The 25,220-nt window shown below is 35.0% G+C and carries 23 protein-coding genes; 8 read left to right on the top strand and 15 right to left on the bottom strand.

Translation table 11 applies throughout. From position 1 onward, the window contains the following. Nucleotides 1-122: 122 nt before the first annotated feature. The 6 genes from CLV73_RS12955 to CLV73_RS12930 all read right to left on the bottom strand — a co-directional run bounded on the left by CLV73_RS12955 (nt 123) and on the right by CLV73_RS12930 (nt 6,641). Entirely contained in the window at nt 123-2,207 is a 2,085-nt protein-coding gene (locus CLV73_RS12955; protein WP_100377305.1) for a T9SS type B sorting domain-containing protein, read from the bottom strand. Between the two features lie 142 nt (nt 2,208-2,349). After that, nucleotides 2,350-3,585, bottom strand: a complete 1,236-nt coding sequence (locus CLV73_RS12950; RefSeq protein ID WP_100377304.1) for an MFS transporter — start codon at nt 3,583-3,585, stop codon at nt 2,350-2,352. A 93-nt stretch (nt 3,586-3,678) separates the two neighbouring features. Next, nucleotides 3,679-4,044: a hypothetical protein gene (locus CLV73_RS12945; protein WP_100377303.1), complete on the bottom strand. Its 366-nt coding sequence runs from the start codon at nt 4,042-4,044 to the stop codon at nt 3,679-3,681. Nucleotides 4,045-4,112: 68 nt separating this feature from the next. After that, nucleotides 4,113-5,612, bottom strand: a complete 1,500-nt coding sequence (locus CLV73_RS12940) for a GH3 auxin-responsive promoter family protein (RefSeq protein WP_100377302.1) — start codon at nt 5,610-5,612, stop codon at nt 4,113-4,115. A gap of 128 nt (nt 5,613-5,740) precedes the next feature. Then, complete coding sequence (locus CLV73_RS12935; protein WP_100377301.1) at nt 5,741-6,034, bottom strand: hypothetical protein; 294 nt, start codon at nt 6,032-6,034, stop codon at nt 5,741-5,743. A 211-nt stretch (nt 6,035-6,245) separates the two neighbouring features. Continuing rightward, the gene (locus CLV73_RS12930) at nt 6,246-6,641 is read right to left on the bottom strand and encodes a hypothetical protein (RefSeq protein ID WP_100377300.1); all 396 of its coding nucleotides are present in this window, start codon (nt 6,639-6,641) and stop codon (nt 6,246-6,248) included. A 252-nt stretch (nt 6,642-6,893) separates the two neighbouring features. Between CLV73_RS12930 and mfd the strand changes: the two genes are divergently transcribed. The 3 genes from mfd to pth all read left to right on the top strand — a co-directional run bounded on the left by mfd (nt 6,894) and on the right by pth (nt 11,949). Next, nucleotides 6,894-10,259: a transcription-repair coupling factor gene (gene mfd / locus CLV73_RS12925; protein ID WP_100377299.1), complete on the top strand. Its 3,366-nt coding sequence runs from the start codon at nt 6,894-6,896 to the stop codon at nt 10,257-10,259. 125 nt (nt 10,260-10,384) lie between these two features. Next, on the top strand, nt 10,385-11,296 hold the full coding sequence (locus CLV73_RS12920) for a hypothetical protein (protein WP_100377298.1): 912 nt from the start codon (nt 10,385-10,387) through the stop codon (nt 11,294-11,296). A gap of 89 nt (nt 11,297-11,385) precedes the next feature. Beyond that, on the top strand, nt 11,386-11,949 hold the full coding sequence (gene pth / locus CLV73_RS12915; RefSeq protein WP_100377297.1) for an aminoacyl-tRNA hydrolase: 564 nt from the start codon (nt 11,386-11,388) through the stop codon (nt 11,947-11,949). A gap of 54 nt (nt 11,950-12,003) precedes the next feature. Here the strand turns inward: pth and CLV73_RS12910 are convergent, their stop codons facing one another. The 9 genes from CLV73_RS12910 to CLV73_RS12870 form a co-directional block, all read right to left on the bottom strand. Beyond that, complete coding sequence (locus CLV73_RS12910) at nt 12,004-12,639, bottom strand: carbonic anhydrase (protein WP_100377296.1); 636 nt, start codon at nt 12,637-12,639, stop codon at nt 12,004-12,006. A gap of 43 nt (nt 12,640-12,682) precedes the next feature. Continuing rightward, on the bottom strand, nt 12,683-14,275 hold the full coding sequence (locus CLV73_RS12905) for a SulP family inorganic anion transporter (protein ID WP_100377295.1): 1,593 nt from the start codon (nt 14,273-14,275) through the stop codon (nt 12,683-12,685). A 138-nt stretch (nt 14,276-14,413) separates the two neighbouring features. Next, nucleotides 14,414-14,713 carry a hypothetical protein gene (locus CLV73_RS12900; protein WP_100377294.1) on the bottom strand — a complete coding sequence of 100 codons (300 nt, stop codon included), beginning with the start codon at nt 14,711-14,713 and terminating at the stop codon, nt 14,414-14,416. 22 nt (nt 14,714-14,735) lie between these two features. After that, entirely contained in the window at nt 14,736-15,404 is a 669-nt protein-coding gene (locus tag CLV73_RS12895) for a carbonic anhydrase (protein WP_100377293.1), read from the bottom strand. A 299-nt stretch (nt 15,405-15,703) separates the two neighbouring features. Beyond that, nucleotides 15,704-16,258: a serine acetyltransferase gene (locus CLV73_RS12890; protein WP_100377292.1), complete on the bottom strand. Its 555-nt coding sequence runs from the start codon at nt 16,256-16,258 to the stop codon at nt 15,704-15,706. 26 nt (nt 16,259-16,284) lie between these two features. Beyond that, entirely contained in the window at nt 16,285-17,436 is a 1,152-nt protein-coding gene (locus CLV73_RS12885; RefSeq protein WP_100377291.1) for a glycosyltransferase, read from the bottom strand. Beyond that, nucleotides 17,437-17,997 carry an acyltransferase gene (locus CLV73_RS12880; protein ID WP_100377290.1) on the bottom strand — a complete coding sequence of 187 codons (561 nt, stop codon included), beginning with the start codon at nt 17,995-17,997 and terminating at the stop codon, nt 17,437-17,439. It lies immediately after the preceding gene. A 4-nt stretch (nt 17,998-18,001) separates the two neighbouring features. Next, complete coding sequence (locus CLV73_RS12875; RefSeq protein ID WP_100377289.1) at nt 18,002-19,156, bottom strand: glycosyltransferase; 1,155 nt, start codon at nt 19,154-19,156, stop codon at nt 18,002-18,004. A gap of 1 nt (nt 19,157) precedes the next feature. Then, nucleotides 19,158-19,991, bottom strand: a complete 834-nt coding sequence (locus tag CLV73_RS12870; RefSeq protein WP_100377288.1) for a glycosyltransferase family 2 protein — start codon at nt 19,989-19,991, stop codon at nt 19,158-19,160. A 106-nt stretch (nt 19,992-20,097) separates the two neighbouring features. On the opposite strand from CLV73_RS12870, the gene CLV73_RS12865 reads away from it, so the two are divergent. The 5 genes from CLV73_RS12865 (at nt 20,098) to CLV73_RS12845 (ending at nt 25,156) form a co-directional block, all read left to right on the top strand. Continuing rightward, nucleotides 20,098-20,868, top strand: coding sequence for a class I SAM-dependent methyltransferase (locus tag CLV73_RS12865; protein ID WP_100377860.1), 771 nt, complete (start codon nt 20,098-20,100; stop codon nt 20,866-20,868). A gap of 10 nt (nt 20,869-20,878) precedes the next feature. Beyond that, nucleotides 20,879-21,907, top strand: a complete 1,029-nt coding sequence (locus CLV73_RS12860) for an acyltransferase family protein (protein WP_157798794.1) — start codon at nt 20,879-20,881, stop codon at nt 21,905-21,907. Between the two features lie 132 nt (nt 21,908-22,039). Next, nucleotides 22,040-22,990, top strand: coding sequence for a glycosyltransferase family 2 protein (locus CLV73_RS12855; RefSeq protein WP_100377286.1), 951 nt, complete (start codon nt 22,040-22,042; stop codon nt 22,988-22,990). After that, nucleotides 22,987-24,357 carry a DUF6056 family protein gene (locus CLV73_RS12850; RefSeq protein WP_100377285.1) on the top strand — a complete coding sequence of 457 codons (1,371 nt, stop codon included), beginning with the start codon at nt 22,987-22,989 and terminating at the stop codon, nt 24,355-24,357. Before CLV73_RS12855 ends, CLV73_RS12850 begins: the two co-directional genes overlap by 4 nt. After that, on the top strand, nt 24,347-25,156 hold the full coding sequence (locus CLV73_RS12845) for a carbohydrate deacetylase (protein ID WP_100377284.1): 810 nt from the start codon (nt 24,347-24,349) through the stop codon (nt 25,154-25,156). The genes CLV73_RS12850 and CLV73_RS12845 overlap by 11 nt, the downstream gene beginning before the upstream one ends. Nucleotides 25,157-25,220 lie beyond the last annotated feature (64 nt).

Below are 25,220 nucleotides of genomic sequence, written 5' to 3'. Positions count from 1 at the left end.
AAAATAGTAATTAAGATTTTAATGTTAATAAGTTTAAATTATTAGTACTGAAAGGCTTTTTTTTGGTGCATAAAAAAAATCACTCCCGGAAGAAGTGATTTTTTTATTAAAAATTTAATTATTTATTCTCTGTTTTTTACCAATACCCATCCGCTGTATTTGGTCTGTGTATTGTTTTTGTCATTTTCATTCCAAGAGATAGAATACCAGTAAGTTCCTGTAAGGATTTTCTTTCCTGATGCTGTTCCGTCCCATTTGTAATCTCTGATTTTGCCTGCTTCGTACAGCTTGTTTCCATATCTGTCATAAACAATGAATACTAAGTTTTTCTTATATGCCAATGCGCTGTAGTCGATATAATCATTTACGTTATCTCCGTTTGGTGTAATGGCATTCAGAAGATTCGGAACAGTTACCTGAACTTCAACAGGATTACAGTCAAAAGCATCTTTTACATATATTTTATTTTCCCCTCTTGGAAGCCCTGTGAATACATTAGAATCCTGCCATTTAATACCATCTAATGAGTATTTGTAAGGAGCGGTTCCACCATTGGCTGTTACCGTAATTGTATTGTTTGTAATGTCAATGTTAGTAATTACAGGCTGATCAGAAGGATATACGTTTACTTTTTGAAGAGTAAAACATTTTCCGGTTTGTAATTTTACCCAATAAGCTCCCACAGGAACACCTTGTATAGTCTGAGTCGTAGCACCTGTGCTCCATTCATAGCTTACAAATCCAGGACCAGCATCCAAAGTGGTTCTGTCTTCCATACAGATTGTTTTATCTTTTAAAACTGCGGATTTTACAGGAGGCAAAACCACAAGTGTAAGTTTAGCAATTGAATAACATTGATCTGGACTGTACACTCTTACATAAGCAACTCCATTCGTAGAAATGTAGTTGGTCGGAGTGAAGATTTCATTAGTTCCGCTGATAGCATTTGCTAAGGTTGCATAGAACTTTTTCTGAGGATTCGTAAGTGTTGATACATTTGCTGATGTAAGATCGAATGAAGCAGTTGTTATGTTTTCTTCAATAAAACAAGATTCAATAGTAGCATCATTTACCACAACAAGAGGATAGAAGGTCAATGTGATTTCTGCAGTAGTACTACATCCGTCATTAGTAGTTATTTTTACATATACTTTTTTCTGTGTAGAAATATAATTGGCAGGTGTTGTAATTTCATTAGTTCCTGCATTGAGATCATTCAGGGTTGGATAGTATTTTTTTGTAGCGGTACCTGAATAAACGGGTGCTGTAGTTAAATTAAACGATCCTGTGCCTACATTATTGTTATTACATGCATAAATAGTAACATTACTTGCCGTAATATTCCCTTGTTTAAATTTGAATTTCCCTGTTTGGAAACATCCGTTGATAGGATTTGTAGGGTTAGTAGGATCAGTATATTTTAATCGGTAATAATAAACAGTTACCGCATCTACCATAATAGGAGTTGTTATTGGATTTTGTCCGGTAATCGCATCATTTGGATTATTGTGATAGGTAATAGTGAAATTAGTATTTCCGTTTAAGATTCCGGTTGTTAATGTGCTGAAATCGAACATGGTTGGTAGAACGCACTTCAGAATTTCGTTAGGTGCTGTTGGATCGATTGCATTAGGTACACCCGGAGTTATAAAAGGGTTTGGAGTTATTGCAGGATTGTTGAATGCTGAAGTTAATGTTGCGGTTCCTCCCCATGTTAAAGAGAATCCATTAGCAGAACTTAAAAAGTTGTCAACAAGTAAATAATAAGTTTGCCCTGCTACAACATCCATGTAAGCACTCCAAGCTGCATCTGTAGCAGTGCCTGTTAGTGTTGTAGTCAAGCCTGTAGGTCCATCAGCTCCTGAGTAATTACATCGTATAGGGCTGGCTCCACTTATTGAACTACACGGTAAATTAGGACCGTATACTGCAAAGTCATAATCATCCGTAAATACGTTGGGGTTGATTGTGAAAGTTAAAGTTCCCGAAGTTGCAATGGTAAAGGCGTACCAAACAGAAAAGTGTTCGCCGCCTTTAAGGCATAAGTTTTCTCCGGCAGGGATCGGAAGTTCTTGCGTGTTTCCTGAACCAGTAGGTGTATAAGAAAGATCTGAATTTCCGCAGACAGGTATAGATGAAACACAATCTGATTGCGAATAATATATTTGATAAAGGAATAAAATGGAAAAGAGTAGTAGTTTTTTCATTTTAAAATTTTTTTTTGATAAGAAAATTAAAAAAGTAATGACAAATGTAAAAATATTTTATCAAATAAGAGAGAGTTTTGTTAAAAATACTTAAAATACTAAATTTTATGTTGGTTTAAATAAACTGTCCTTAAAATGATAATTAATATTGCATCTTTCTTAGTTTGGAATTTGTACTTCCTACCAGCAGTGCAATCAGAATGGTCATGCTTCCTCCAAAAACTACAGACTTTACCACACCAAGAAGCTTAGCCGTAAGACCACTTTCAAACTGCCCCATTTCATTACTGGACATGATGAAAATAGAATTTACACTAAGCACTCTTCCCCGGATATGATCAGGCGTTTTTAACTGTACAATAGTTCCTCTGATTACTACAGAAATTCCATCAAGCATGCCGCTTGCTACTAGGAACAGGAATGATAACCAGTAAAGCTTGGACAACCCAAATCCTATGATACATAAGCCAAATCCAGCAACCACTGCTAACAGAATTTTTCCTTGGTTTTTTCTCAGCGGAACAATGGATAAAATGGTGATAATGCACATTGATCCTATGTCGGAAGCTGCATTTAAAAGTCCAAATCCTTCTGCACCTACCTTAAGGATGTCTGTCGCAAATACAGGGATCATAGCAACAGCACCTCCAAAAAGAACAGCAAACATATCAAGGCATAAAGCACCTAAGATTTCTCTGGTTTTGAAAATATAAGAAATACCTTCCCTCATACTTTCTATGACATTTACAGATTCTTTTTTGTATTCAGAATATTGTTTCTTAAGCTGCCAGAAAAATAAAGAAGCCAGGATAATAAGTCCAATAATAACGAGTAGGGTCCACTTTACACCGAAAAAGCCAATCAGAAATCCTCCGCATGCATGTCCGCATACCGAAGAGATAAGAAAGGTGGCCTGGTTCAAGGTGATCGCATGTGGAAGGCTTTCCTTTTGAACGATCTTAGGAATCATGGAAGGAACAATAGGACCAATAAAAGCTCTTGCAATTCCTGTGAAAAAAATAACGGTATAAATAAAATAAGTGATCTGATGGCCGTTGAAATGCATTCTTACATTGAGAAAAGCGGGAATTAATAAAAGCCCAATTAAAAAAACATAAGCATAATTACAGATCAGCAGGAGCTTTTTCTTTTCATTCATATCGATTACATGTCCTGCATAAAGGGCGCAGCTTACTGCCGGAATTACTTCTGAAAGACCGATTAGCCCTATAGAAAAAGGATCTTTTGTAAGCTGGTACACCCACCAGCCTAATAAAGTAGCAAGCATCCTGAACGCTAAAACAATAAAAAATCTTCCGGCAAGAAGATTTCTGAATTCGGTATTTTGTAAAGTTTTTAAGGGAGTAAAAGAAATCATGCACAAAAATAGGCCTAAATATTCATTCAGGCCTATTTCTCTATTATAAATCCAAATGATAAATCAAATACCACTTGAAAGATAAAATCTATTTTAGTTATCTGCTCTTGAAGCACTGATTACCAAAGCAGCAACTCCTGCAGCTCCGATTACTACTGCGCCGGCTGCTGTTCTTGCTTTTCTGATATCTCTTACAGCGGCAACATTAGCCTTAGGAATGATCACTTCTGTACTGTCTTTTTTTCCTGCCGTACCAATAAGATTGTTGCCATCTACATTACGGAAAAGTATTTTTTGATTTTTTGATCCGTCTTTCATCATTACGGTATACATTCTTCCTGCTTCAAGGTTAGAATAATTGTTTTTGGCAATATCATCTGTGTACTTTGTAGTCGCACAAGATGAAATTACAAATAAAGACGTCAATAAAGATGATTTTAAAAGTACAGATGCTTTCATTATATTTTTTAGTTTTTCAAATTTATAATTTTTTTCGAATATACGTTTTCGGAATTGAAAAAATGTGTTTAAAGTTTATAAATTTCCAATAAATCTGCAATTTTTCTGTCATTGGCAAGTCTGGGGATTTTATTTTGTCCGCCAAGTTTACCTTGTGACTTTGCATATTCAGTAAACGCATTTTTGGTAAGTTTTGATATATGCAGCCTCTGAAGAATATTTCCGGAAACTAAATCATCATAATATGTATTTCGCTTTCTGAGCTGATCATCTAGTTCATTTTTAAATGCTTCAAGATTTTCAGGCTCTTTTTCAAATTCAATAAACCATTCGTGATAGGGAAGTCCTTCTGTGGGATTTACTTGTGGAGCAAGGTGGAATTCGGTAATCTGTGCCGGGAATTTTTCTAAAGTTGCCTTTATGGCTTCTTCTACCTCAAATGCAATGACGTGTTCTCCAAAAGCAGAGGTGAAATGTTTGGTCCTTCCACTTACCAGAATTCTGTGTGGATTTTTATCAATAAACCTTACAACATCACCTATAGAATATGCCCACAAACCTGAATTTGTTGTTAAAATCAATGCATAATCTTTATTAAGCTCAATCTCTTTTAAAGTCAATCTTTTAGCATTGGGTTTTCCATATTCTTCCAGTGGAATAAATTCATAGAAAATTCCGTGATTAGTTAAAAGCAATAGTCCTTCTTTGGTATAGTCATCCTGAAATGCAAAAAAACCTTCCGATGCCGGAAATGTCTGGACGATATCTACTTTTCCGCCCAATAGCTCTTCCATTTTATCACGATAAGGCTCGAAATTTACACCTCCCGTTACAATGAGCTGAAGATTAGGAAAAATTTGTTTGATTTTTTTTCCGTGTTTTTCAGTCAATTTTTCAAAATACATAATCAGCCAGGGTGGAATTCCGGAAATCAGCGTCATGTTTTCTTTTTCGGTCTCTTTAACGATTTGGTCAACTTTTGCTTCCCAGTCTTCCATAATGTTGGTTTCCCAGCTTGGTAGTCTGTTTTTCTGCAGGTAATTTGGAATGTGATGAGCGACGATCCCTGAAAGCCGGCCGGTTTTTATTCCGAAATTTTCTTCCAGTTCTGGGCTTCCCTGTAAAAAGATCATTTTTCCTTTTACAAAATCAGCATTGTTTTTTTTAGCGATATAATGAAAAAGTGCACTTTGAGCTCCTTTAATTTGGAATGGCATTCCGTCTTTCGAAATAGGGATATATTTTGAGCCGGACGTTGTTCCTGAAGTTTTTGCAAAATATTCGGGGGTGTCTGTCCATAAGATATTGGCCTGTCCTTTCTTTACTCTCTCGATATAGGGTTTAAGATCTTCATAATCAGCGACAGGAACTTTTTCCTGAAAGTCTTTTACAGAGGTGATGTTTTCAAAATCATGCTCTCTTCCAAAAAGAGTTTTTTTGGCTGTATTCACGAGAGATAAAAGCAGGGATTCTTGGTTTTTCTCTGCATTTTTCTTAAATTCTTCAGCTTTTTGAACGTGCTTTTTAGCCCAAATCAATGCCGCACTTTTCTTTAGGAAATTTAACATGGCTCAAATTTATAAATAACTGAAGAATTTGCAGGCATTTTGAGAAAATAAGCAATAAAAAAACCGATGAATGAGTGTACATCGGTTCTTCGAAATTTGATTATGAAAATAACAACTATATGTTGAGTTTATTTGTTTTCTTTATACCTTTTGTCTGGAGTGCCGTCCGCTTTAAGGTGTTTGTTTTCCTTATATCTTTTATCCGGAGTGCCGTCTTTTTTCATTTTTACGGCAGGTGCGGTAGCAGGCTTTGCTGCTGTTGCTGTTTTTGTAGCAGGTTTTACTGCTTTTACCTCTTTAGTAGCCGTTTTTGTTGTTTTAGCAACATGATGAGTGGTTGTAGATGTTGCGGGAGCGGTTTGTTGAGCGGTTGCAAGTCCAAGTCCTAAAGCTAATGACATTGCGGTAAAAAATTTTTTCATAGTGATGATTTTGTTTGTTTTTCTTATCCAAAGTTATGCAAAAAGCGGGCTGAAAAAAGAGTTTTAATAAACTTAACTAAAGTTTATTACAGATTAAAAAAATCTTAATCCAGTAAACGTACAGTTATAGTAATAATTTTGAAATTACTAAAAAAAATAAAACCCGTGTCGCCTATACAGGCGACACGGGTCAAACATATGAATAGTTGGTTTATCGTGTACAATTTGCGGTCCAGGTTTTACCATCTTTCATGAATAGAATCTTCAATTCGTTATTGTCAATTCTTATATATGATGTTGCAGTGGAGCCAATCATGACAAGGGTATGATCGCCTTTCTGCTCAAATTCAATTCCGTTGAGATCGGGGATGCTGTCTGAAAAAGCAAAATTATATTTCGTTCCGCTTGCAATTTTTGTTACAAAAACACTTCCGCTATTGGTACTGATATTGGTAGATCCTCCGTCATTATAAGAAATACTACCTTTGTAAGTACCCGCAAAGAAGTCATTATTTACAGGGTCGTCATCATCGCTGCATGATGAAATTGCCGTGACAGCAAAAAACAATAGCATAAAAGCTCCTAGGATTTTGATTAAATTTTTCATAATACTATTTCTTTAAGGTTTGGTAAGTATAAAACCCCAAATCGTATGCCGTGTAATAATAATTTAATATTTTTTAACATCATTTAAAACTTTTAATAAAATGTTATGATTTGCGTATTTTTTATTAAAAAGGATTGGTTTTTAAATAATGTTCAACTCTTTTATGAAAAATATTTATCCTTATCTTTGTGAAGATCAAACGGTTTCGGAAAACTCCCGAAATCGCTTTTGTCGTTTATACCATATTATTTTATGCAATTAAAAACCATCAGCGAAAAATTTCTTCCCGATTTGCTTAAAAATGAATTTGGAAAGGAAATTTTTATTCAGTTAGAAAATAACCAACATATTTCTGTAAAAGGAAACGCAGGATCTTCGGTTTCAATTTTTGTAGCTGAGCTTTTCCTTACTTATAAAAAACATATTTTGTATTTAGTAGATGATAAGGAAGACGCTTTGTATGCCAATACGGAAATGGAAGATCTGTTGGGAAAAGATAAGGTTTTGTACTTTCCTGCAACACATCTTGAACCGTATCAGATTGAAAAGACGCAAAATGCCAATTTGGTATTAAGAACAGAAGTGATCAATAAAATTACTTCCAGCAAAGCTCCGAAAGTGATTGTAGCTTATTCGGGAGCTTTATCTGAAAAAGTTTTAAAGAAGGAAGATTTTAAGGCAATTTCACATCATATTAAAGTAGGTGACCAGCTTGATTTTGATTTTGTAGATGAGCTGTTGAATCATTATAACTTTCAGCAGGCAGATTTCGTTTCCGAACCTGGAGAGTTTTCCGTGAGAGGAGGAATTGTTGATGTGTTTTCGTTCTCAAATGAAAAACCGTATCGTATCACTTTCTTTGGAAATGAGGTGGAAAGCATAAAAACGTTTGATATAGAAACCCAGCTTTCAGTAGAAAAAGTGAATGATTTTCAATTGGTTTCGAACATGAATTTTACGGTGACAGGAAGCAGGGTTTCACTACTTCAGTTATTGCCAAAAGAAAGCTTCGTGATTTCTAAAAACGGGGTTATCGGAATGCAGAAGCTGAAAACATTCTACGAAAAATCGTTGGTAAAATATGATACCTTAAATAAAGATATTGCTCACAGAATACCTCAGGAATTATTCATTTCTGATCAGGAATTTTTATTTGATTATAAAAAGTTTAAAACCGTTGATTTCGGAAGTGCTTCTATTGAAGGACTGATCGAATTAACAGAAATGAAAATCGACCAGACCGCACAGCCGACTTTCCATAAAAATTTTGAATTATTAATTGAGGATCTTGAAGAAAAACAGAATGCAGGTTTTGATACCTGGATTTCTTTCTCCACTGAAAAGCAGAAAGAAAGATTAGAATCTATTTTTGAGGAACTGGAACATCAGCTTCCTTTTAAAAGTTTTAAGTCAGAACTTCATGAAGGTTTTGTGGATAATGACCATAAGATTTTAGTGTATACGGATCACCAGATTTTCGACCGATACCAAAGATATAAGGCAAAAAATACATTCGCCAAATCAGAGCAGCTGACCTTGAAAGATCTGATGTCGTTGAAAATAGGAGATTATATTGCTCATATTGATCATGGAATCGGAAAGTTCATGGGATTGGTGAAGGTGAATAACGATGGAAAAATTCAGGAATGCTTTAAATTAACTTATAAAAATGGCGATTTATTATATGTAAGCATCCATTCGCTCCATAAAATCTCAAAATACAACGGTCCTGAAGGCCGTGAAATTGTTTTAAGCAAGCTTGGAACGCCAACTTGGAAATCTTTAAAGCAAAAAACAAAGGCAAGGGTAAAACAACTTGCATTTGACCTGATAAAATTATATGCCCAAAGAAAATCCGCAAAAGGTTTTGCCTACACGCCTGATTCTTATCTGCAAAATGAACTGGAGGCGAGTTTCCTTTACGAAGATACTCCGGATCAGGAAAAAGCTACCATTGATGTGAAGAAAGATATGGAAGCCGATACGGTGATGGATCGTCTTGTATGTGGAGATGTTGGTTTCGGTAAAACGGAAGTGGCGATTCGTGCAGCGTTCAAAGCGGCAACAGACGGAAAACAGGTGGCGGTCTTGGTGCCAACAACTATTTTGGCTTTCCAGCATTACAGAAGCTTTAAAGAAAGGTTAAAAGATTTTCCGGTAAATGTGGCCTATATCAATCGCTTCAGAACGGCAAAGCAAAAATCTGAAACGTTGGAAGACTTAAAAAACGGAAAGGTTGATATTATCATAGGGACACATCAATTGGCAAGCAGTTCCGTGAAATTTAAAGATTTAGGACTGTTAATTATTGATGAAGAACATAAATTCGGGGTTTCCGTAAAAGATAAACTGAAAACTCTGAAAGCTGATGTTGATACTTTAACACTTACAGCAACGCCGATTCCGAGGACTTTGCAGTTTTCTTTAATGGCAGCAAGAGATTTGTCGGTAATCAAAACGCCGCCGCCGAACAGACAGCCAGTAGATACCCAGTTGATAGGATTTAATGAAGAAATTCTTCGTGATGCCGTTTCGTATGAATTACAGCGCGACGGACAGGTCTATTTTATCAATAACAGAATTGAAAACCTTAAAGATATTGCAGGATTGATTCAAAGACTGGTTCCTGATGCGAGAGTAATTACCGGCCATGGACAAATGGAAGGAAAGCAGCTGGAAAAAAATGTGCTGGACTTCATGGAAGGGAAATATGATGTTCTGGTTTCCACGACGATTGTAGAAAGTGGAGTTGACGTTCCGAATGCGAATACGATTTTCATTAATGATGCTCAACGTTTCGGAATGGCAGATCTTCACCAGATGAGAGGCCGTGTAGGACGTAGCAACAGAAAAGCTTTCTGTTATTTGATTACGCCTCCCTATGATATGATGACTTCTGATGCGAGAAAACGTTTGGAAGCGATAGAACAGTTTTCTGATTTGGGAAGTGGCTTCCAGATTGCGATGAAGGATTTGGAAATTCGCGGCGCAGGAGATTTGTTGGGAGCAGAACAAAGTGGGTTTATTAACGAAATGGGATTTGAAACCTATCAGAAATTAATGCAGGAAGCTTTAGAGGAGTTAAAAGACGATCAGGAATTTGAAAATCTTTTTGAAAACGAAGAAGACCGAAATAAGCTATTTAAATCTACAAAGGATGTAAATATTGATACGGATCTTGAATTGATGCTGCCGGATTGGTATATCTCAAATACAGAGGAGAGATTATTGCTTTATCAGAAGCTTGCCGAAATAGATAGTGAAGAAAATCTGATAAAGCTTGAGTCCGAATTGATAGACCGTTTCGGAAACCTGCCAAAAGAAGCTGTCAATTTATTGAAAAGTGTAAGTTTAAAATGGTTGGCTGCGGAAATAGGATTTGAAAAAATTGTTATGAAGAATGGAGTATTCCTAGGGTATTTCCCTAGCAATCCGCAGGATAAATTTTACCAGACGGATAAATTCAGGCATATCATTACTTATCTCACTCAAAATCCTGCAGAGGCGCAGCTGAAAGAGAAAACAGGAAAAGAGGGGAATCATCTTATGATGAGGAAAGATAAAGTGAGAAATGTGGATGAGGTTAATCTTTTATTAAAAGCCATTTTGAAAGTATAGAAAAATACTAATTACCTTGTTTTAAGGTTTTTATTGTTGCCGTTTTTGTGAGAAAATAAATAAAAATGTAATTTTTATGCAAAAAAAAATTATATTTGTGGAAAAATAAATAATCCTTTTAAGAAATGAAGCGACTTTTCTACTTTATTTTACTTGTAGCAGGTATTTCCTCTATCCATTCATGTAAAGATTTAGCTGATGAAAATGGAGATCCTCTTGTAGACATTAATACAAATACTGGTCTAAATGGAGCCAGAGCATTACATCAGGAGATCACGGATTTTGCTACCGTTGCTGATTATCATTATACGGGGCTACTTTTAACTAAAGTGAATAATGGCGCATCCATTACTGATATTGCATATAGTGGTGACAGAATTAGTAAAATCACTTTTGACGGGTTCTTAGATTTGGATAATAACGGGACTCTTGATCCGGGTAAGGTTACTTATACGCAATTGTTCACTTATGGTGCTTCTGGTAGATTGGAATCAATTACGGAAAACAGAAATATTTATAAATTGACAGGAACTCCTCCAGCTCAGGTTTTAGATAAGCAAACGAAATCAGTATATACTCTGAAATATAATGCATCTACAGCAAAACTTGAAACGATTACAATGAAAACAGGTTTAGAGGTATCAGGAACTCCTTTTGAATATACTGCATATTCTGAAGCTAAGTATACTTATTTAGGTGACAACATATCTAAAGTTGAAAAAGGGTTTGGAACTATTACAGCAGGTGTGAATGATCCTATAACGGTTAAATATGAATTCGGATTCTTGAACTATGATGATAGAATAAGTCCGTATACTTTATTACCTACTGCATATAAAATTTCATATATATTATCTACATCGCTTAATGATAGCAGATGCCTTATGTTGTCTCCAAACAACCCGTCCAGAGTATCTTTTACAGATTTAAATGTACCGGTTCCTGCTCCAGTAGTTACCTCTACAAACTTCACATATGATCAGCAGACTTATTTGACGAAAGGGTATGGTAGATATTATATTTATAAGCCTTTGTAAAATAAAAAAATAACTGTATTTAAAAAGCTCAATTCTCTTCAGGATTGAGTTTTTTATTTTTTATCTCTTAATTTTGTAAAAATTTTTAAATGAAATATTTAATTGTCGGACTTGGAAACAAAGGGTCTGAATATGAAAATACACGTCATAATATAGGATTTAAAATTGTTGAAAAAATTGCAGAAACTCTTGAAGTTCCATTCAATACGAGTAATTTTGGCTGGCTGGCTGACGGTAAATACAAAGGAAGGAGAGTATTGCTTTTAAAACCGGATACCTATATGAATCTTTCAGGGAATGCCGTGAGGTACTGGATGCAGAAAGAAAACATTCCTTTGGAGAATGTTCTCATTGTAACAGATGATCTGGCTCTTCCTTTTGGAACTTTAAGGCTGAAAGGCAAAGGATCTGATGCGGGACATAATGGATTAAAGAACATCATCGAAGTACTGCAGACACAAAATTATGCGAGACTTCGTTTTGGGATTTCAGCAGAATTTTCTGAAGGAAAGCAGGTAGATTATGTATTGGGAACCTGGAACGAGTCTGAAGCTGAAAAACTTCCGGAGAGAATTGAAAAGTTCGCTAAAGCCTGTCTTTCATTTGTTTTTGCGGGAATCAACAATACAATGTCAGCTTTTAATGGAAAATAAAATTTCGGCGGGGAGCAAAGCTCCCCGCCGAAATTTTTAAAGCATTTTTATAAATTATAACCAGGTTACGGCACCGGTTTCTACATCGTAATTTGCCCCAACGATTTTAATCTTACCTTCTTTTTCAAGGTTTTTCAACGTAGAGCTTTGTTTACGGATATCCTCAATAGCACTTCTTACATTTTGTTGGTTTAATCTTTCCAGAAGTGAACTGTTTTTTGAAGATCTTTCTTCTCCTTCTTCAATTACTTCTCTAATGATCGGGTCAAAATGATTGATCAGGTGGTTAAGATTATCCATTCCTAATCCTTCGATCTGTGCAGCGTCTAATCCTCCTTTTAAGGCACCACATTTCGTGTGTCCCAAAACAACAATAAGCTTCGATCCTGCCACGTTACAGCCAAACTCCATGGAACCTAAAATATCCTGATTGACAAAATTACCGGCAATCCTAATACTGAAAATATCTCCCAGTCCTTGGTCAAAGATAAGCTCTGCAGAAGTACGGCTGTCGATACAGCTTAAAACAACGGCAAAAGGCCATTGCCCTTCACGGGTCGCATTTACCTGTTCCAAAAGATCTCTGTTGGCCTTTAAATTATTGACGAATCTTTGATTTCCTTCCTTTAAAAATTCTAATGCTTTTTCAGGAGTAATTGTTGACTGTGTTTCGTATGTATGTGCTTTCATATAATGAATGTAATATTTAAAATTTAAAATAATAATTTGTGAGCTACATCGCCCTTGTGTGTGTAATTAAAACATGAGAATCCTGGCTGTTCTCATAATCTCTGTATGATGTTTTAAAACCTAAAAGCTCAACATTGATGTCTTCTTCTTTGGCACGGATATTCGCAAAATCCTGGATCATTTCCAGAACATCAGTGGCGATATATGAAGTTCCTCGTGCATCAATAATCACATTAGATTTAGGTTTAATGTTTTTTAATGTCTTCTTAATAGCTGCTTTGTTTAGAAAAGATACTTCCTCTGCTAATTTAATATTGATTCCGTCTGCGTCATTCAGCTTTTCCCGGCTCAAATAGTATGCTCTTTTCATGTTTCCCTGAAGAATATAGAAAATTGAAATTGCCAAACCTATTCCTACCCCTTTCAAAAGATCTGTGGCAACTACAGCAATTACCGTTGCAACGAAAGGAATGAACTGGAATTTCCCTAAATGCCAGAAATGCTTAAATGTAGCAGGTTTTGCAAGTTTATATCCTACTAAAATTAACACCGCTGCTAATGTCGCTAACGGAATTAAATTCAGAATCATAGGAATTGAAAGTACACAAATTAACAATAAAACTCCATGAATGATTGCGGAAATTTTTGAAGTTGCACCTGCGTTGGCATTGGCAGAACTTCTTACCACGACTGAAGTCATCGGAAGCCCGCCGATAAGTGAACTGACTAAATTTCCAATACCCTGAGCTTTTAATTCAAGGTTGGTATCTGTAATTCTTCTTTGTTTATCCAATCGGTCAGATGCTTCAATACAAAGTAGGGTTTCAATAGAAGCAACAATAGCAATGGTAGCTCCTACAATCCATACTTTAGGATTTGAAAATCCTGCAAAATCAGGCATTGTGACAAGGTTTTTAATATCCTCAAATGATTGCGGAACAGGCAGTACAACCAGATGTTTAGGGCTAATTGCCAATGAACTTCCGGTCATTTTGAAAGCTTCGTTCAACAAAATACCCGCGACAACAGCAACTAAAGCTCCAGGAAGCATTTTCATTCTTTTTAAAACAGGTATTTTATCCCAAGCCAAAAGAATGGCAATTGAAACCAGAGTCACAATAATAGCTCCGGGATGAATAGCTCCAAATAATTCAGTGAAATAATTTAAATTTAAACCATTGTCAAAGATAGATTCGTGTCCTTCATAATCCTTATCAAACCCCAGTGCATGTGGAATTTGTTTTAAGATAATGATGATTCCTATGGCAGCAAGCATTCCTTCAATCACGTTATTGGGAAAGTAATTGGAGATACTTCCTGCTCTCACAAACCCTAAAACCAACTGAATGAGACCGGCAATGATTCCCGCACAAAGAAATAATTCAAATGCACCTAAATCAGTAATTGCAGTTAAAACAATTGCCGTTAAACCTGCTGCAGGTCCGGATACGGAAATATTGGAATTACTCAGGGATCCAACCACTAATCCGCCTACAATTCCGGCAATAATTCCTGATAAAGGCGGAGCACCTGATGCTAAGGCAATTCCTAAACATAAAGGAAGTGCCACTAAAAATACAACGAGTCCTGAAGGGAAATTCTCCTTTATTCCTCCTATTAAAGATGTGTTTTTCATGATATGAAAATGTATAGCTATAGCTGATTGGCTGTGATTAATCAGTTATAAAAAGTTTGGAAATTTAATTTTTGAAGTACATATCGATTCAATACCCAAAACAGGTATGAAGACAATAAAAAACGTATTTGATAAAAATTAAGCTTCCGGAGGCGGAGAAAATAGAGTAAGAAGTGGTGAAAGATGAAAGTCATCATCAATCAGTACGAATGATTTACCTTTTAAATCAGGTTCAAAAAATCTTAGATAATCAAAGACGTCCAAAGGTTTTGGAAGTGCTTTTTCGTAAACTACAAAGGAAGATGAGGAAGAATGAGGCTCTTCTTCATTCACTATAACGTTGGTTTGGAGCAGGTCCCAATTAAAAACTGCAGCAATACTCGGTAGTGCTGTAAAGTTCAAGAAGACCATTAATGTAATAATACTCCAAAGTTTCATTTCATTGTTTTTTAGAAAAATATTACTTTTTCTTTCGGCTCATCACCCAGTCCGAATCCGTAAGATTATAGATTTTTTGAATGTCTTTTAAGATTTTTTCAAAATCAATCTCCAAATCAATAATTTTTCCGGTTCTAAGGTCAAAAACCCAGCCGTGAACAATAGGATATTCTTCCAAGATATACCTTTCCTGTACACAGGCCATCTTAATCACGTTGATGCACTGTTCCTGAACATTAAGTTCTACAAGCCTGTCATAACGTTTCTTTTCATCTTCAATAGAATCCAGCTCTGCTTGGTGCAATCTGTACACATCACGTATGGTTCTCAGCCAAGGATTCATTAGTCCTAAATCCTGAGGTGACATTGCTGCTTTTACACCTCCGCAGTTATAATGTCCGCACACAATGATATGATTCACTTTAAGATGCTCTACTGCGTATTGAATAACCGCTGTAGAACTCATATCCAACGTATTGACAACATTGGCAATATTTCTGGTCACAAATACTTCTCCCGGTTTCATTCCCATTACTTCCTCTGCAGTCACTCTACTGTCCGAACATCCAATATAAAGGAACTCCGGATTCTGAGTTTTTGCAAGCTCATGAAAGAACTCAGGGTTTTCTGCAACTTTAGATTCTACCCATTTTCTGTTGTTTTCGAAAATAACGTCGTATGATTGTGACATAAAATAAAATTTAAAAGTGAATAATTATTTATTTCGTTTAAATTATTTTCAAATTCAATAGATTGAATCAATAATTATGCAAAAATATAATTTTTGTAGAAAAAGCAAATGGTTTTAACAAAGTTTAATATTAAAATATGCTTAAAATCATGTTCAATTAATAATAAACAAAGTATTAACACCGCCTACTATGATTGAAATAATCAAAAACGTAGCATAAAATTACGATAAAAAATTAAATACTTGAAAAAATAAGATACAGTAAAGATGCTGTTAAATGTAATTTGATAAGAGTTTACTCAAACTTTATGATTAATATACCCATCTGTAGCCTTTTCATTAGGATAAATCTGGGCCGGATTTCCGCTTACAACAGAATCGGAAGGAACATTAAAATTTACATACGAATTGGGAGCTATTAGAACATTATTTCCAATTTTTATATTCCCGACAATTACGGCATTTGGGCCAATCCAGACTTCATTGCCTATTTCGGGGGAGCCTTCATTTTTACCCCTGTTTTGCTGTCCGATAGTGACACCTTGTGCAATATTGCAGTTTCTGCCAATTATGGTTTTCGGATTGATCACCAGACTTCCCCAATGTCCCAAATAAAAACCTTCTCCGATCTGAGTTTCCGGATAAATCTGGAACCCATATTTAATCTGGAAATGTCTCAAAGTCATTCTCCAGAAAAATCCTATAACAGGAACTTTCCCCAATTGCTGATTTTTTCTCAAAATGTAGATGAAATGCAGGTTAGGATTGATGCATTTTGCCCATATTTTAAAAGTGGAAAGCCATTTTCCGCTCTCACGATAAAAATCTTTCTGTATGGTTGAATAGTTTGACATTAGAGCAAAGATAAAAGAAAAATGATTTATAAACTGTCGATAATATTCATTATGGAATCTACAGAGTTCTGTAAGCCGAACGGCATTACATATTCTTTCAAATTTTCCGAATAGGTAGTAAAATATTCGGGGCTTTCAAGTGCCTTTTTCATTCCGTTATAGATGCCTTCTTCTGAATTTTCAACAATCAGTCCAATCTCTCCGCCATTCAGCATTTCGGCTGCTCCGGAAACTTCTGTGGCGATTATTTTCTTTTTCAGGGTAATCGCTTCAAAAAGAACCGTAGGAAACCCTTCATATCTCGAACTTAAAATGTAAAAATCCGAATGTTTAAAATGGGGATACGGATTATCTGTAAACCCAAGCATTGTAGCAGTGTTGTCAACTCCTAATTCTGATTTTAATTTTTTGATATTTTCAAAATCATAACCGTCGCCTACGATGAGAATTTTATGTTGGAAACCTTCATCAAGAAGTCTTTTGTGAACTTTCAGCAATCTGTCAAAACCTTTTTGCGGAAAAACGGTTCCTACTGAAATAAACGTAGGACAAGTTATGTCAAAGTTGTAGTTAAGAACAGGTTGCTCGGCTTTGGCTAAAATTTCTTCAGTATCTAAAGGATTATATATTTTTTCTACTTTCTGTCTTTCTGCTTCACTTTGTGCCTGATTGAGAAATGTTGCTTTAATTTTTTCTGAAATCACCATGATCTTATCAAAGCCAAAAAACTTTCTGATTTCATCATTGGTGTAGCCTTTTACCTCTGAAAGATCATTGTGTATCCAAACTATTTTTTTAGAATTTTTTAATGGTGAATTTAAAATCTCATCGCGCATGCCATGAATGGCGGCAAATTCAATATCATATTTTTTACCATTTAGTTTTCCGTTATAAAGAAGTTTAGGAAATCTTTTTAAGACATTTTGATAAAGTACCCGGTATATTTTTCGAGGGATATCCTGAATCCGGTTCGTGGTGATCATCTCGCCTTTGTTTAGATATAAGATATTAACCCAAGAAGGAACTTCGCTGAGATATTTTCCAGAATATAAATTAAGAAGAAGATCTATTTCGTATTTGGTTTCCGGAAGATTTTTAAGAAAAGTAACCAATACTTTTTCAGCTCCACCATGTCGCAGAGAACCGATTCGAATCAGTATTTTTTTCTTTTCTGTCATTTATTTTACCGGTTTGTAAGTGTGAGGAAGGTGCTTCTTTATGTAAGCTTCCAATTGAGGACGTACAAGTTCAAGCTCTCTTGGGTACATCACGTTATTGGCTAATAATTTATCGCCATACTCTTCTATGGTACAGATAAACTTTGCCGGAACGCCCGCAAAAACACTTCCTTTAGGCATTGATGAGGTTAGAATGGAACCTGCTCCCAAAACACAATTATCCTGCATTTCTACACCAGGCATGATGATCGTATCGGCTCCAATCAGGCATTGCTTACCAATTTTTATTCTTCCGAAGGTTCTTACATCTTTATATTTTTCAAAAAAGTGAAGGGCATTTTGTCCGCCATCATGATTCACAAACCTTACATTGTTGGAGAACGTAGTTTCATCACCAATTTCAATCAGAAAAGGTTCGGTTCCGAATTCGGGGACCTCTACAAAGCGTACGTTTTTTCCTACTTTTAATCCTTTAGCAATACAGACTTTCAGATACACGTTTTGTATCATCCGATGATAAGAGGTGTGAATTTTAAGAATCAGGCGGTAAATAAAAAGCATTTTTTTATTTTTTTACTAAGTTAGTAATGATATTTTCAACCGCATCAAAAATCTTTTGATTGTCAAATTGTTTTTCGATGTCTTTCAGATTTTCTTTAATTGTTGAAACATATTCCGGTTCTGTAAGAAATCTCTTCATGGCTTCATACATTTCTTCCGTTTCATAATTGATGAGGTGCCCGGTTTTTTCGTGAGTTATCATTTCAGGAATTCCTCCTACATTGGTTGAAATGATGGGCTTTTGAAGAATTAATGAATCGGCGATAATTAATGGCCAGCTTTCAGATTCGGAAGGGAGAATGAAAAAATCAGCATTTTTTACATAAGGATACGGATTGAGCAATGAACCTAATAATTGAAAACTTTCGGTAACACCTAATTCCTGTGCCTGCTTTTTCAGATTTTCTTTTTCTTCGCCATCACCAATGACGATGATATGATGGTCAAATCCAGCTTTCAGTAGTTTTACGTGAGCATCCATTAATTTATGAAACCCTTTTCTGCTATGCAATCTGGCTACGGAAACAAAAACGGGTTTTTCAGGGAATTCGGGTTGGAAAGCTTTTGCTTTTTCTTTCAGTTCTTCAATCGGGATCGCGTTTAAGATCACTTGGTTTTCCGGAAGTTTAAGATCAGGATAGGTCTCCATTAAAATATCCCGAGTTTGTTGAGAACCAAAAATAAAATAATCAAACTGTGGAATCTGTTTTAAAATATCAGGAACTAAAGGCTGAAGTTTGGGTAAGGTAATATCGGAATGGAACCAACCAATTTTTTTTGAATTTTTATTGACAGAATTTAAGACTGATGAAAAAGCTGCATAGGTTGGAGCAATTTCCACATCAAAATTTTCATTCAGTAGCTGATCTGCTATCTTAGGATTATTCTGAGCTCTTTGAAGTCTGTATTTTCTTTTTGCAAGCTGAATTTTTTGTATCAATGGATTTTTAGAAAGATCTTCTTTTCCATCTTCTAGATATACTTTTCTTACATGGCTCGGAAACTCATTGCGCAATTCTCCCTGGTTGATATTCAAACAAACTGTCATCTCAAATTTTTCCTGATCGAGATTGTTCAACATACTCAGGATTACTTTTTCTACCCCTCCCATTTCCATAGAACGGTGTCTGAAAAGCACTTTTATTTTTTCTTTTTTCATCTTAGCTGAATAATTGTTGAACGAATATTCTGAGTTTTTTTTGTAAGCGGTAAGAAATTGAATTCTGGTATTCCAGAAGATCAAAAATTTCTTTTGCATTATTATATTCGGCCGGAATTGTTTTACCGTGAAGAGATTGTAAGCCTCTTCTTTTCATCGTATTGAAAATTACTTTGGCAAATGATTCTTTTGCTTTTTCTTTTGAGGAGGACTGAGAAATTCCTTGAGAATGTTGACGGTATTTATACATTCGGACGGGCAAATATTTGGCGTTTCCATGCTCCAGAAGCTTTAAATATAAATCCTGATCCACCGCACTTTTTAATGAAGGATCAATGCCTTCTGTTTTTAGATACGCTTCTCTTTTGAATGCAAAAAAATGATGGACCTGTATCGGAGAATTGAAAAAATCCTTCTTATTATCTATTTGCCTTATCTTAGCATAATCTTCTGTAATATTTAAATTTTCATCACAAAATGTTAATTTGGAATAGGTGGCTATGTATTTACTTTTTTCCAGATAGGTTACTGAATCCTGGAGCGCATTAGAAAATAAAGCGTCATCCGGATCTAAGAAACCACAATATTTCCCTGCAGCATATTCCATGCATTTTCTTTTCGTAAAGCCGCAGCCTTCGTTTTGTGAGTTAATAAGTAACTTAAACCTTGAGTCGTCATCGATTAAATTCTTAATCAGCTCTAATGAGTTATCCGTGGAAGCGTCATCCACAATGATGACCTCCCAGTCTTTAAAACTTTGAGCAATAATGGAATCATAACAGCTTTTGAAATATTTCCCGTTATTGTAATTGGCTATAAGGATTGAGAATTTCATTCGGAGACTAATAGTTTGATGAAAAGATTAATTCAAAAATATAATTATTCTTTAAAATAGGCAATTGAATGAAAATCTTTATTTTTGTTCTCTTAAAGCAGACACAGTGAGCGAAATAACAAGGGTTCTAAAAACGTTTATAGGTTATTTAAAAAGACCTGATCTTTATCCGGAACTTGGGAGGAAGATTCTGAAAAATACGATCAACAGGAATAATGCTTTCAAAGGAAAGGAAAAAACAAATTCCTGGGCTGCTTCAAAAGCTGTTTCTCAGGAAGAGGCAATTCATAAGCTTTTCGAAGTAAATTCCGAATCATTCAACCATGAATTTCAAGATGTTTTGAAACAGGCAGGAGAAAAAGAAAAGGAATGTCCTATCAAAATGGGTGGAGCAGGAGCTTTGGAACTGATCTATTATGCCTGCGAGTTTTCAAATGCTCAGCATGTGGTGGAAACAGGTGTTGCTTACGGCTGGTCTTCATTGGCTGCTTTACTTTCATTAAGAAAGAGAAACGGAACACTTTACAGTTCAGATATGCCTTATCTTGGTCAGAATGGCGATCAGTATGTAGGCTACGTAGTTCCTGAAAACCTTAAAGCTAACTGGAAGCTTTTCCGTTTTGCCGATAAAGAATCTCTGCCTAAAATCTTTGCCGAAACTTCTGGTTTTGACGTGGTTCACTATGATTCTGATAAAAGCTATGACGGAAGAATATGGGCTTATCAGGAGCTTTACCGTAATTTAAGAAAAGGGGGTGTTTTCATGAGTGATGATATTGGTGACAACTCTGCTTATCAGGATTTCTGTGAAAAGAATAAGATAAATACTACGGTGGTGGAGTTTGAAGGAAAATATGTGGGTGTTTTTATAAAATAAGATCAGGTTTTTGAAAATTACTCAGATTACTTTTACGCGATTTGTTGCCGCATTGGCAATTGTAATCTCGCATTTCAATAAAGATGTATTTCTCTATAAGATACCCTATCTCTCCGAAGTTTTTTTGAGAGCGAATGTGGGCGTAAGTTATTTTTTCATCCTTTCCGGTTTTATTATGATCATCGCGTATCATAAAAAAGAAAAAATTGGCTACGGAGATTATTACCGGAACAGATTTGCAAGAATTTATCCTTTGTATGTGGTTGGTTTACTGCTTCTTTGGTTTACGCGCGAAGAAAAATTTCTGTTTACGGATATTCTTCTATATCTTTTAGGGTTACAGAGCTGGATTCCGGGTAAAGCAATGGTTCTGAACTTTCCGGGCTGGTCGATCTCTGTTGAATTTTTGTTTTATCTGCTGTTTCCTTTTCTTTATAATTATTTATATTCAAAAAAGAATAAAAGCATCTGGGTGATTACTATTCTTATCTGGATTGTCACACAGATTTTTTCGAATTTATATATGAAATCGGGCTTTTACAAAGGTCCACATACTGAAAGTCATGATTTTATTACCTATTTCCCGTTACTTCATATCAATGAGTTTCTGATAGGAAATCTTGCAGGATTATTTTTCATTAAAAATCACAAGCAAAAAGATTTTGATCTGTCAATAAGTCTCATTTTTATAGGAATTTTATTGTGCCTGATATTTGTTCCGTTGTATTTCCATAACGGATTAATGGGTGTGTTGTTTATTCCTCTCATTCTTTTGATTTCGAGAAATAATGGGCTTTTAACAAAGATATTTTCTTTAAAGCCTTTAGAATATCTAGGAGAAATAAGCTATGCTATTTACATTACGCATATTCCTGTTCTGTATATTCTGAGACAATTGGTCTGGAAGAAGTACATTTTTGATATTGATGCCCTATTTGGAATTTACATGGTTGCTCTGCTTTTAAGCTCAGCATTGTTTTATCAGTTAATAGAAAGTCCGGCGAGAGAATTTTTACGAAAGTTCAGAAAGGCGTCCTGAGCTTCATAGAATTTACGATCAGATTAAAGATTTTATATTGATAAAATTCTAAATTTCTGCCAGTCTTTTTCTTTTTATTGTATTTTTATACTGCGATATTTTATATTTTTAGACAGATTCTAAATCTTTTTTATGAAAAAAGTTTACATCATTATTTCAACTTACAATGAAGAGGGCAATGTAGGAATATTGACCCAGTCTCTGGAAGAAAATTTGAAGGTTATTCAAAATTGTTCTTATGAGTTGGTTTTCGTAAATGATGGATCAAAAGATCAGACTCTTGTAAAATTACTGGATCTTCAAAAAATATATCAAAATATTACGATTATTAATCAGTCCAAAAATTTTGGACATGAACTGGCAATGACAGCCGGAATGAACTATGCTGCTGAACAGAATTTGGAAGAGGAATATGCTGTTCTTTTTATGGATGCAGATATGCAGCACCCTCCGGAAGTAGCAGCAGAATTGATACAGCTGTGGCTAGCAGGAGATTCTTTGATCCTTACCAGACGTACAGATAATCTGGATAAAGGATTTCGGTATAAAATGATGGGAAATCTGTATTACTGGATCCTGAATGGTATTTCAGATGTTAAAATACCCAGAAATATGCCCGATTTCAGACTGTTGGATAAGAAGTATGTTCTTTGGATGAGCAGCCTGAATGAACACGACCGAATGTTTAGGGGAATGCTTTCTCTTATAGGATTGACAAATGCAAAGATTATAGATTTTGAAGCCCCGAAAAGATTTACCGGGAAATCGAATTATAATTTTTTCAACCTTTATAAATTGGCTATAGACAGTGTTATCCAGTTTTCTGTGAAGCCGTTGAGAATTGCTTCGTTTATTGGATTTCTGGGCTGTGTGTTTTCATTTATATTTTTAACGATTTCAGTATATATCAATTTTACCAATAACGAGCCCAGAACGGGTTTTCTTACACTTCTTTGCATTACCGTTTTTTTTAGTTCTTTAACCATCTTGTTTTTGGGAGTAATAGGAGAATATATAGGAAGAATTCATATTCAGGTAAAAAACAGGCCATTGTATTTTAATGATGTAATTAAAAAGAAATGACAAAGAATATTTTACCACAGATAGTTTATATTTTCATCAATATAGCCTGTCTATTCTGTCTTTTTTATTATCCGAGAACCAGGGATGAGTTCTATTATCTGTTTGATATGACGATTCCACAGCGATTTGAGGAATGTTTTAATTCTTACCTGCATATCAACCCAAGAGTTGGGCAATGGATTACCAATTTCGTTTCGAGAAGCATGTTTCTGAAAATGATGTATGGGTTGATAACGTTCAACAGTTTCTTCTATATGCTGTATCTTTTATTATTCAGAAAACCTCCGAGCTTTAAAGATTCCGACAGTATGAGAAGAGTATTGCTCATCGTTTTTATCTTCGTAGTTCTCATCAAGTTCTTTGGCGAAATGTTTTTTTATACTCCTTTCGGAGGTAACTACACTTTCATCATGCCATTTTATTTGTGGTATATCTATGTGATGATGGAGTATTTTGTGTATGGCAATGATATTTTAAAAGATAAAAGATCCTTTTTATTTCTGATATTGACTTTTGTTTTAGGAATTTTTACCGGAATGGGAAACGAACACATTCCACCGGTCTTGATTAGCTTTACTTTTTTAGGATTTTTATATAAAGCTTTAAAGAAAAAAAAATGGCCTTCAATAGAAATTACTGTTTATTACGTGTCTTTAATTATTGGATATATGCTGCTGTATTTTGCACCGGCCAATGCGGAAAGATATTCTAAATTAGAGAGCGGAAGTTCTATATTCCACCTTACGCAATACATACAACAGTTTAAGGCTGTACTGATGATGTACAGATATTATCTTCCGGAACTTTCGGTGGCAACTCTGATAAGTATTTTCTTTTTTCTTTTTTATAAAAAACTAAATATAGTAAGAAAGGAGAAAATCAGACTTCTGTTATTTTTTGCAATGGGAATTATTACACTTCCGATTGTAGCCTATTCTCCTATGATCGGTTTAAGGCTTATATTCTTTACCAATACACTGTGGATCATTTGTATTGGCTATCTTTTATTTTCTTTATTGGAAAGAATTAAAAATAAAAAAACAGAAAGCATACTTTCATCTTTTTTGTCTCTCTGCCTTGTTTTATTCTTTTCTGCAGGTTGTTTTATTTGTTATAATGCCCATGAAAATGCTGAAACTGTATTTAATGAAATTGATTTGAAAAGCAAAAAAACGGATACGGTTGTTTTGGAGCAAGGATTTGACTATTTCTCCGACACATTCAATCATTTTAACATGAATAGACGGTTTCTCCTGGAAAACGGATCTGATTATATCGATAATGATCCACTAAAGGACACCAGACCTGAAATGATTATAAAAACAAAGTTCCATCTAAAAGAATTGTCGAAGAAAAATGAAAAGTAAGCTCATTATTAATGCAGATGATTTAGGTTTCACAAAAGGAGTCAACGAAGCCATAAAAAAAGCCCATTTGGAAGGATTTCTAAGTCACGCCAGCTTAATGGCCAATGAAGCCTATTTTGAGGATGCCCTAGAAAATGTAATCAAGAAATGTCCGGATCTAAAGATTGGTGTTCATGTGAATCTTACTTGCGGAAAAGCTTTGTACAAGGATAATATGTTGGCAAAAAATGGCGGTTTTAAAAATGGTTTTGTGAATTTGTTATTTCGGTTTAAGTCCAATAAAGTCTTAACCCACATTGAAAAAGAAATTGAATATCAGATTTTAGCTATTCAGAATAAAGGAATTACAATTTCTCATATTGACGGCCACGAGCATATTCACATCATTCCATCCATTAATAAAATTGTTCGGAAGCTGGCAGAAAAATATCATATTCCGAGAATCAGGGAAATCAATGAAGATTTTGGAGAAAGTTTTAAATATAATGGTAAAACGGCAAGTAAAGCCAACTATATTAAGCTTTTTTTACTTAGGTTTTTAAGTCGGTTTAATTCTGACACTAAAAAGATTAAATTTTACAGCATCTTGAATACCTGCGAAATAAATGCTGAAAATCTATTTTCCTACTTGGAGAATTCTCATGACGAAGAAGTGGAAATAATGCTTCACCCAAGCCTTATAGAGCTTGACAGAGATGAGAAAAACATGGATTTCCGTTTCATTGATTTTCTAAATTCTCCCTACAGAACACAGGAATTTGAACTTTGTTTTAATCCAAAATTTAAAGAATATTTATAAAAGTAAATACTGGGTTTAATCTTTATTGCTCAGAACAACCGTAAAACGGGTTTTAGGGATTGAT

Origin of the sequence: Chryseobacterium geocarposphaerae (genome assembly GCF_002797535.1) — a bacterium.
Classification (GTDB): domain Bacteria; phylum Bacteroidota; class Bacteroidia; order Flavobacteriales; family Weeksellaceae; genus Chryseobacterium; species Chryseobacterium geocarposphaerae.
This window is presented reverse-complemented; position numbering and strand designations above follow the sequence as displayed.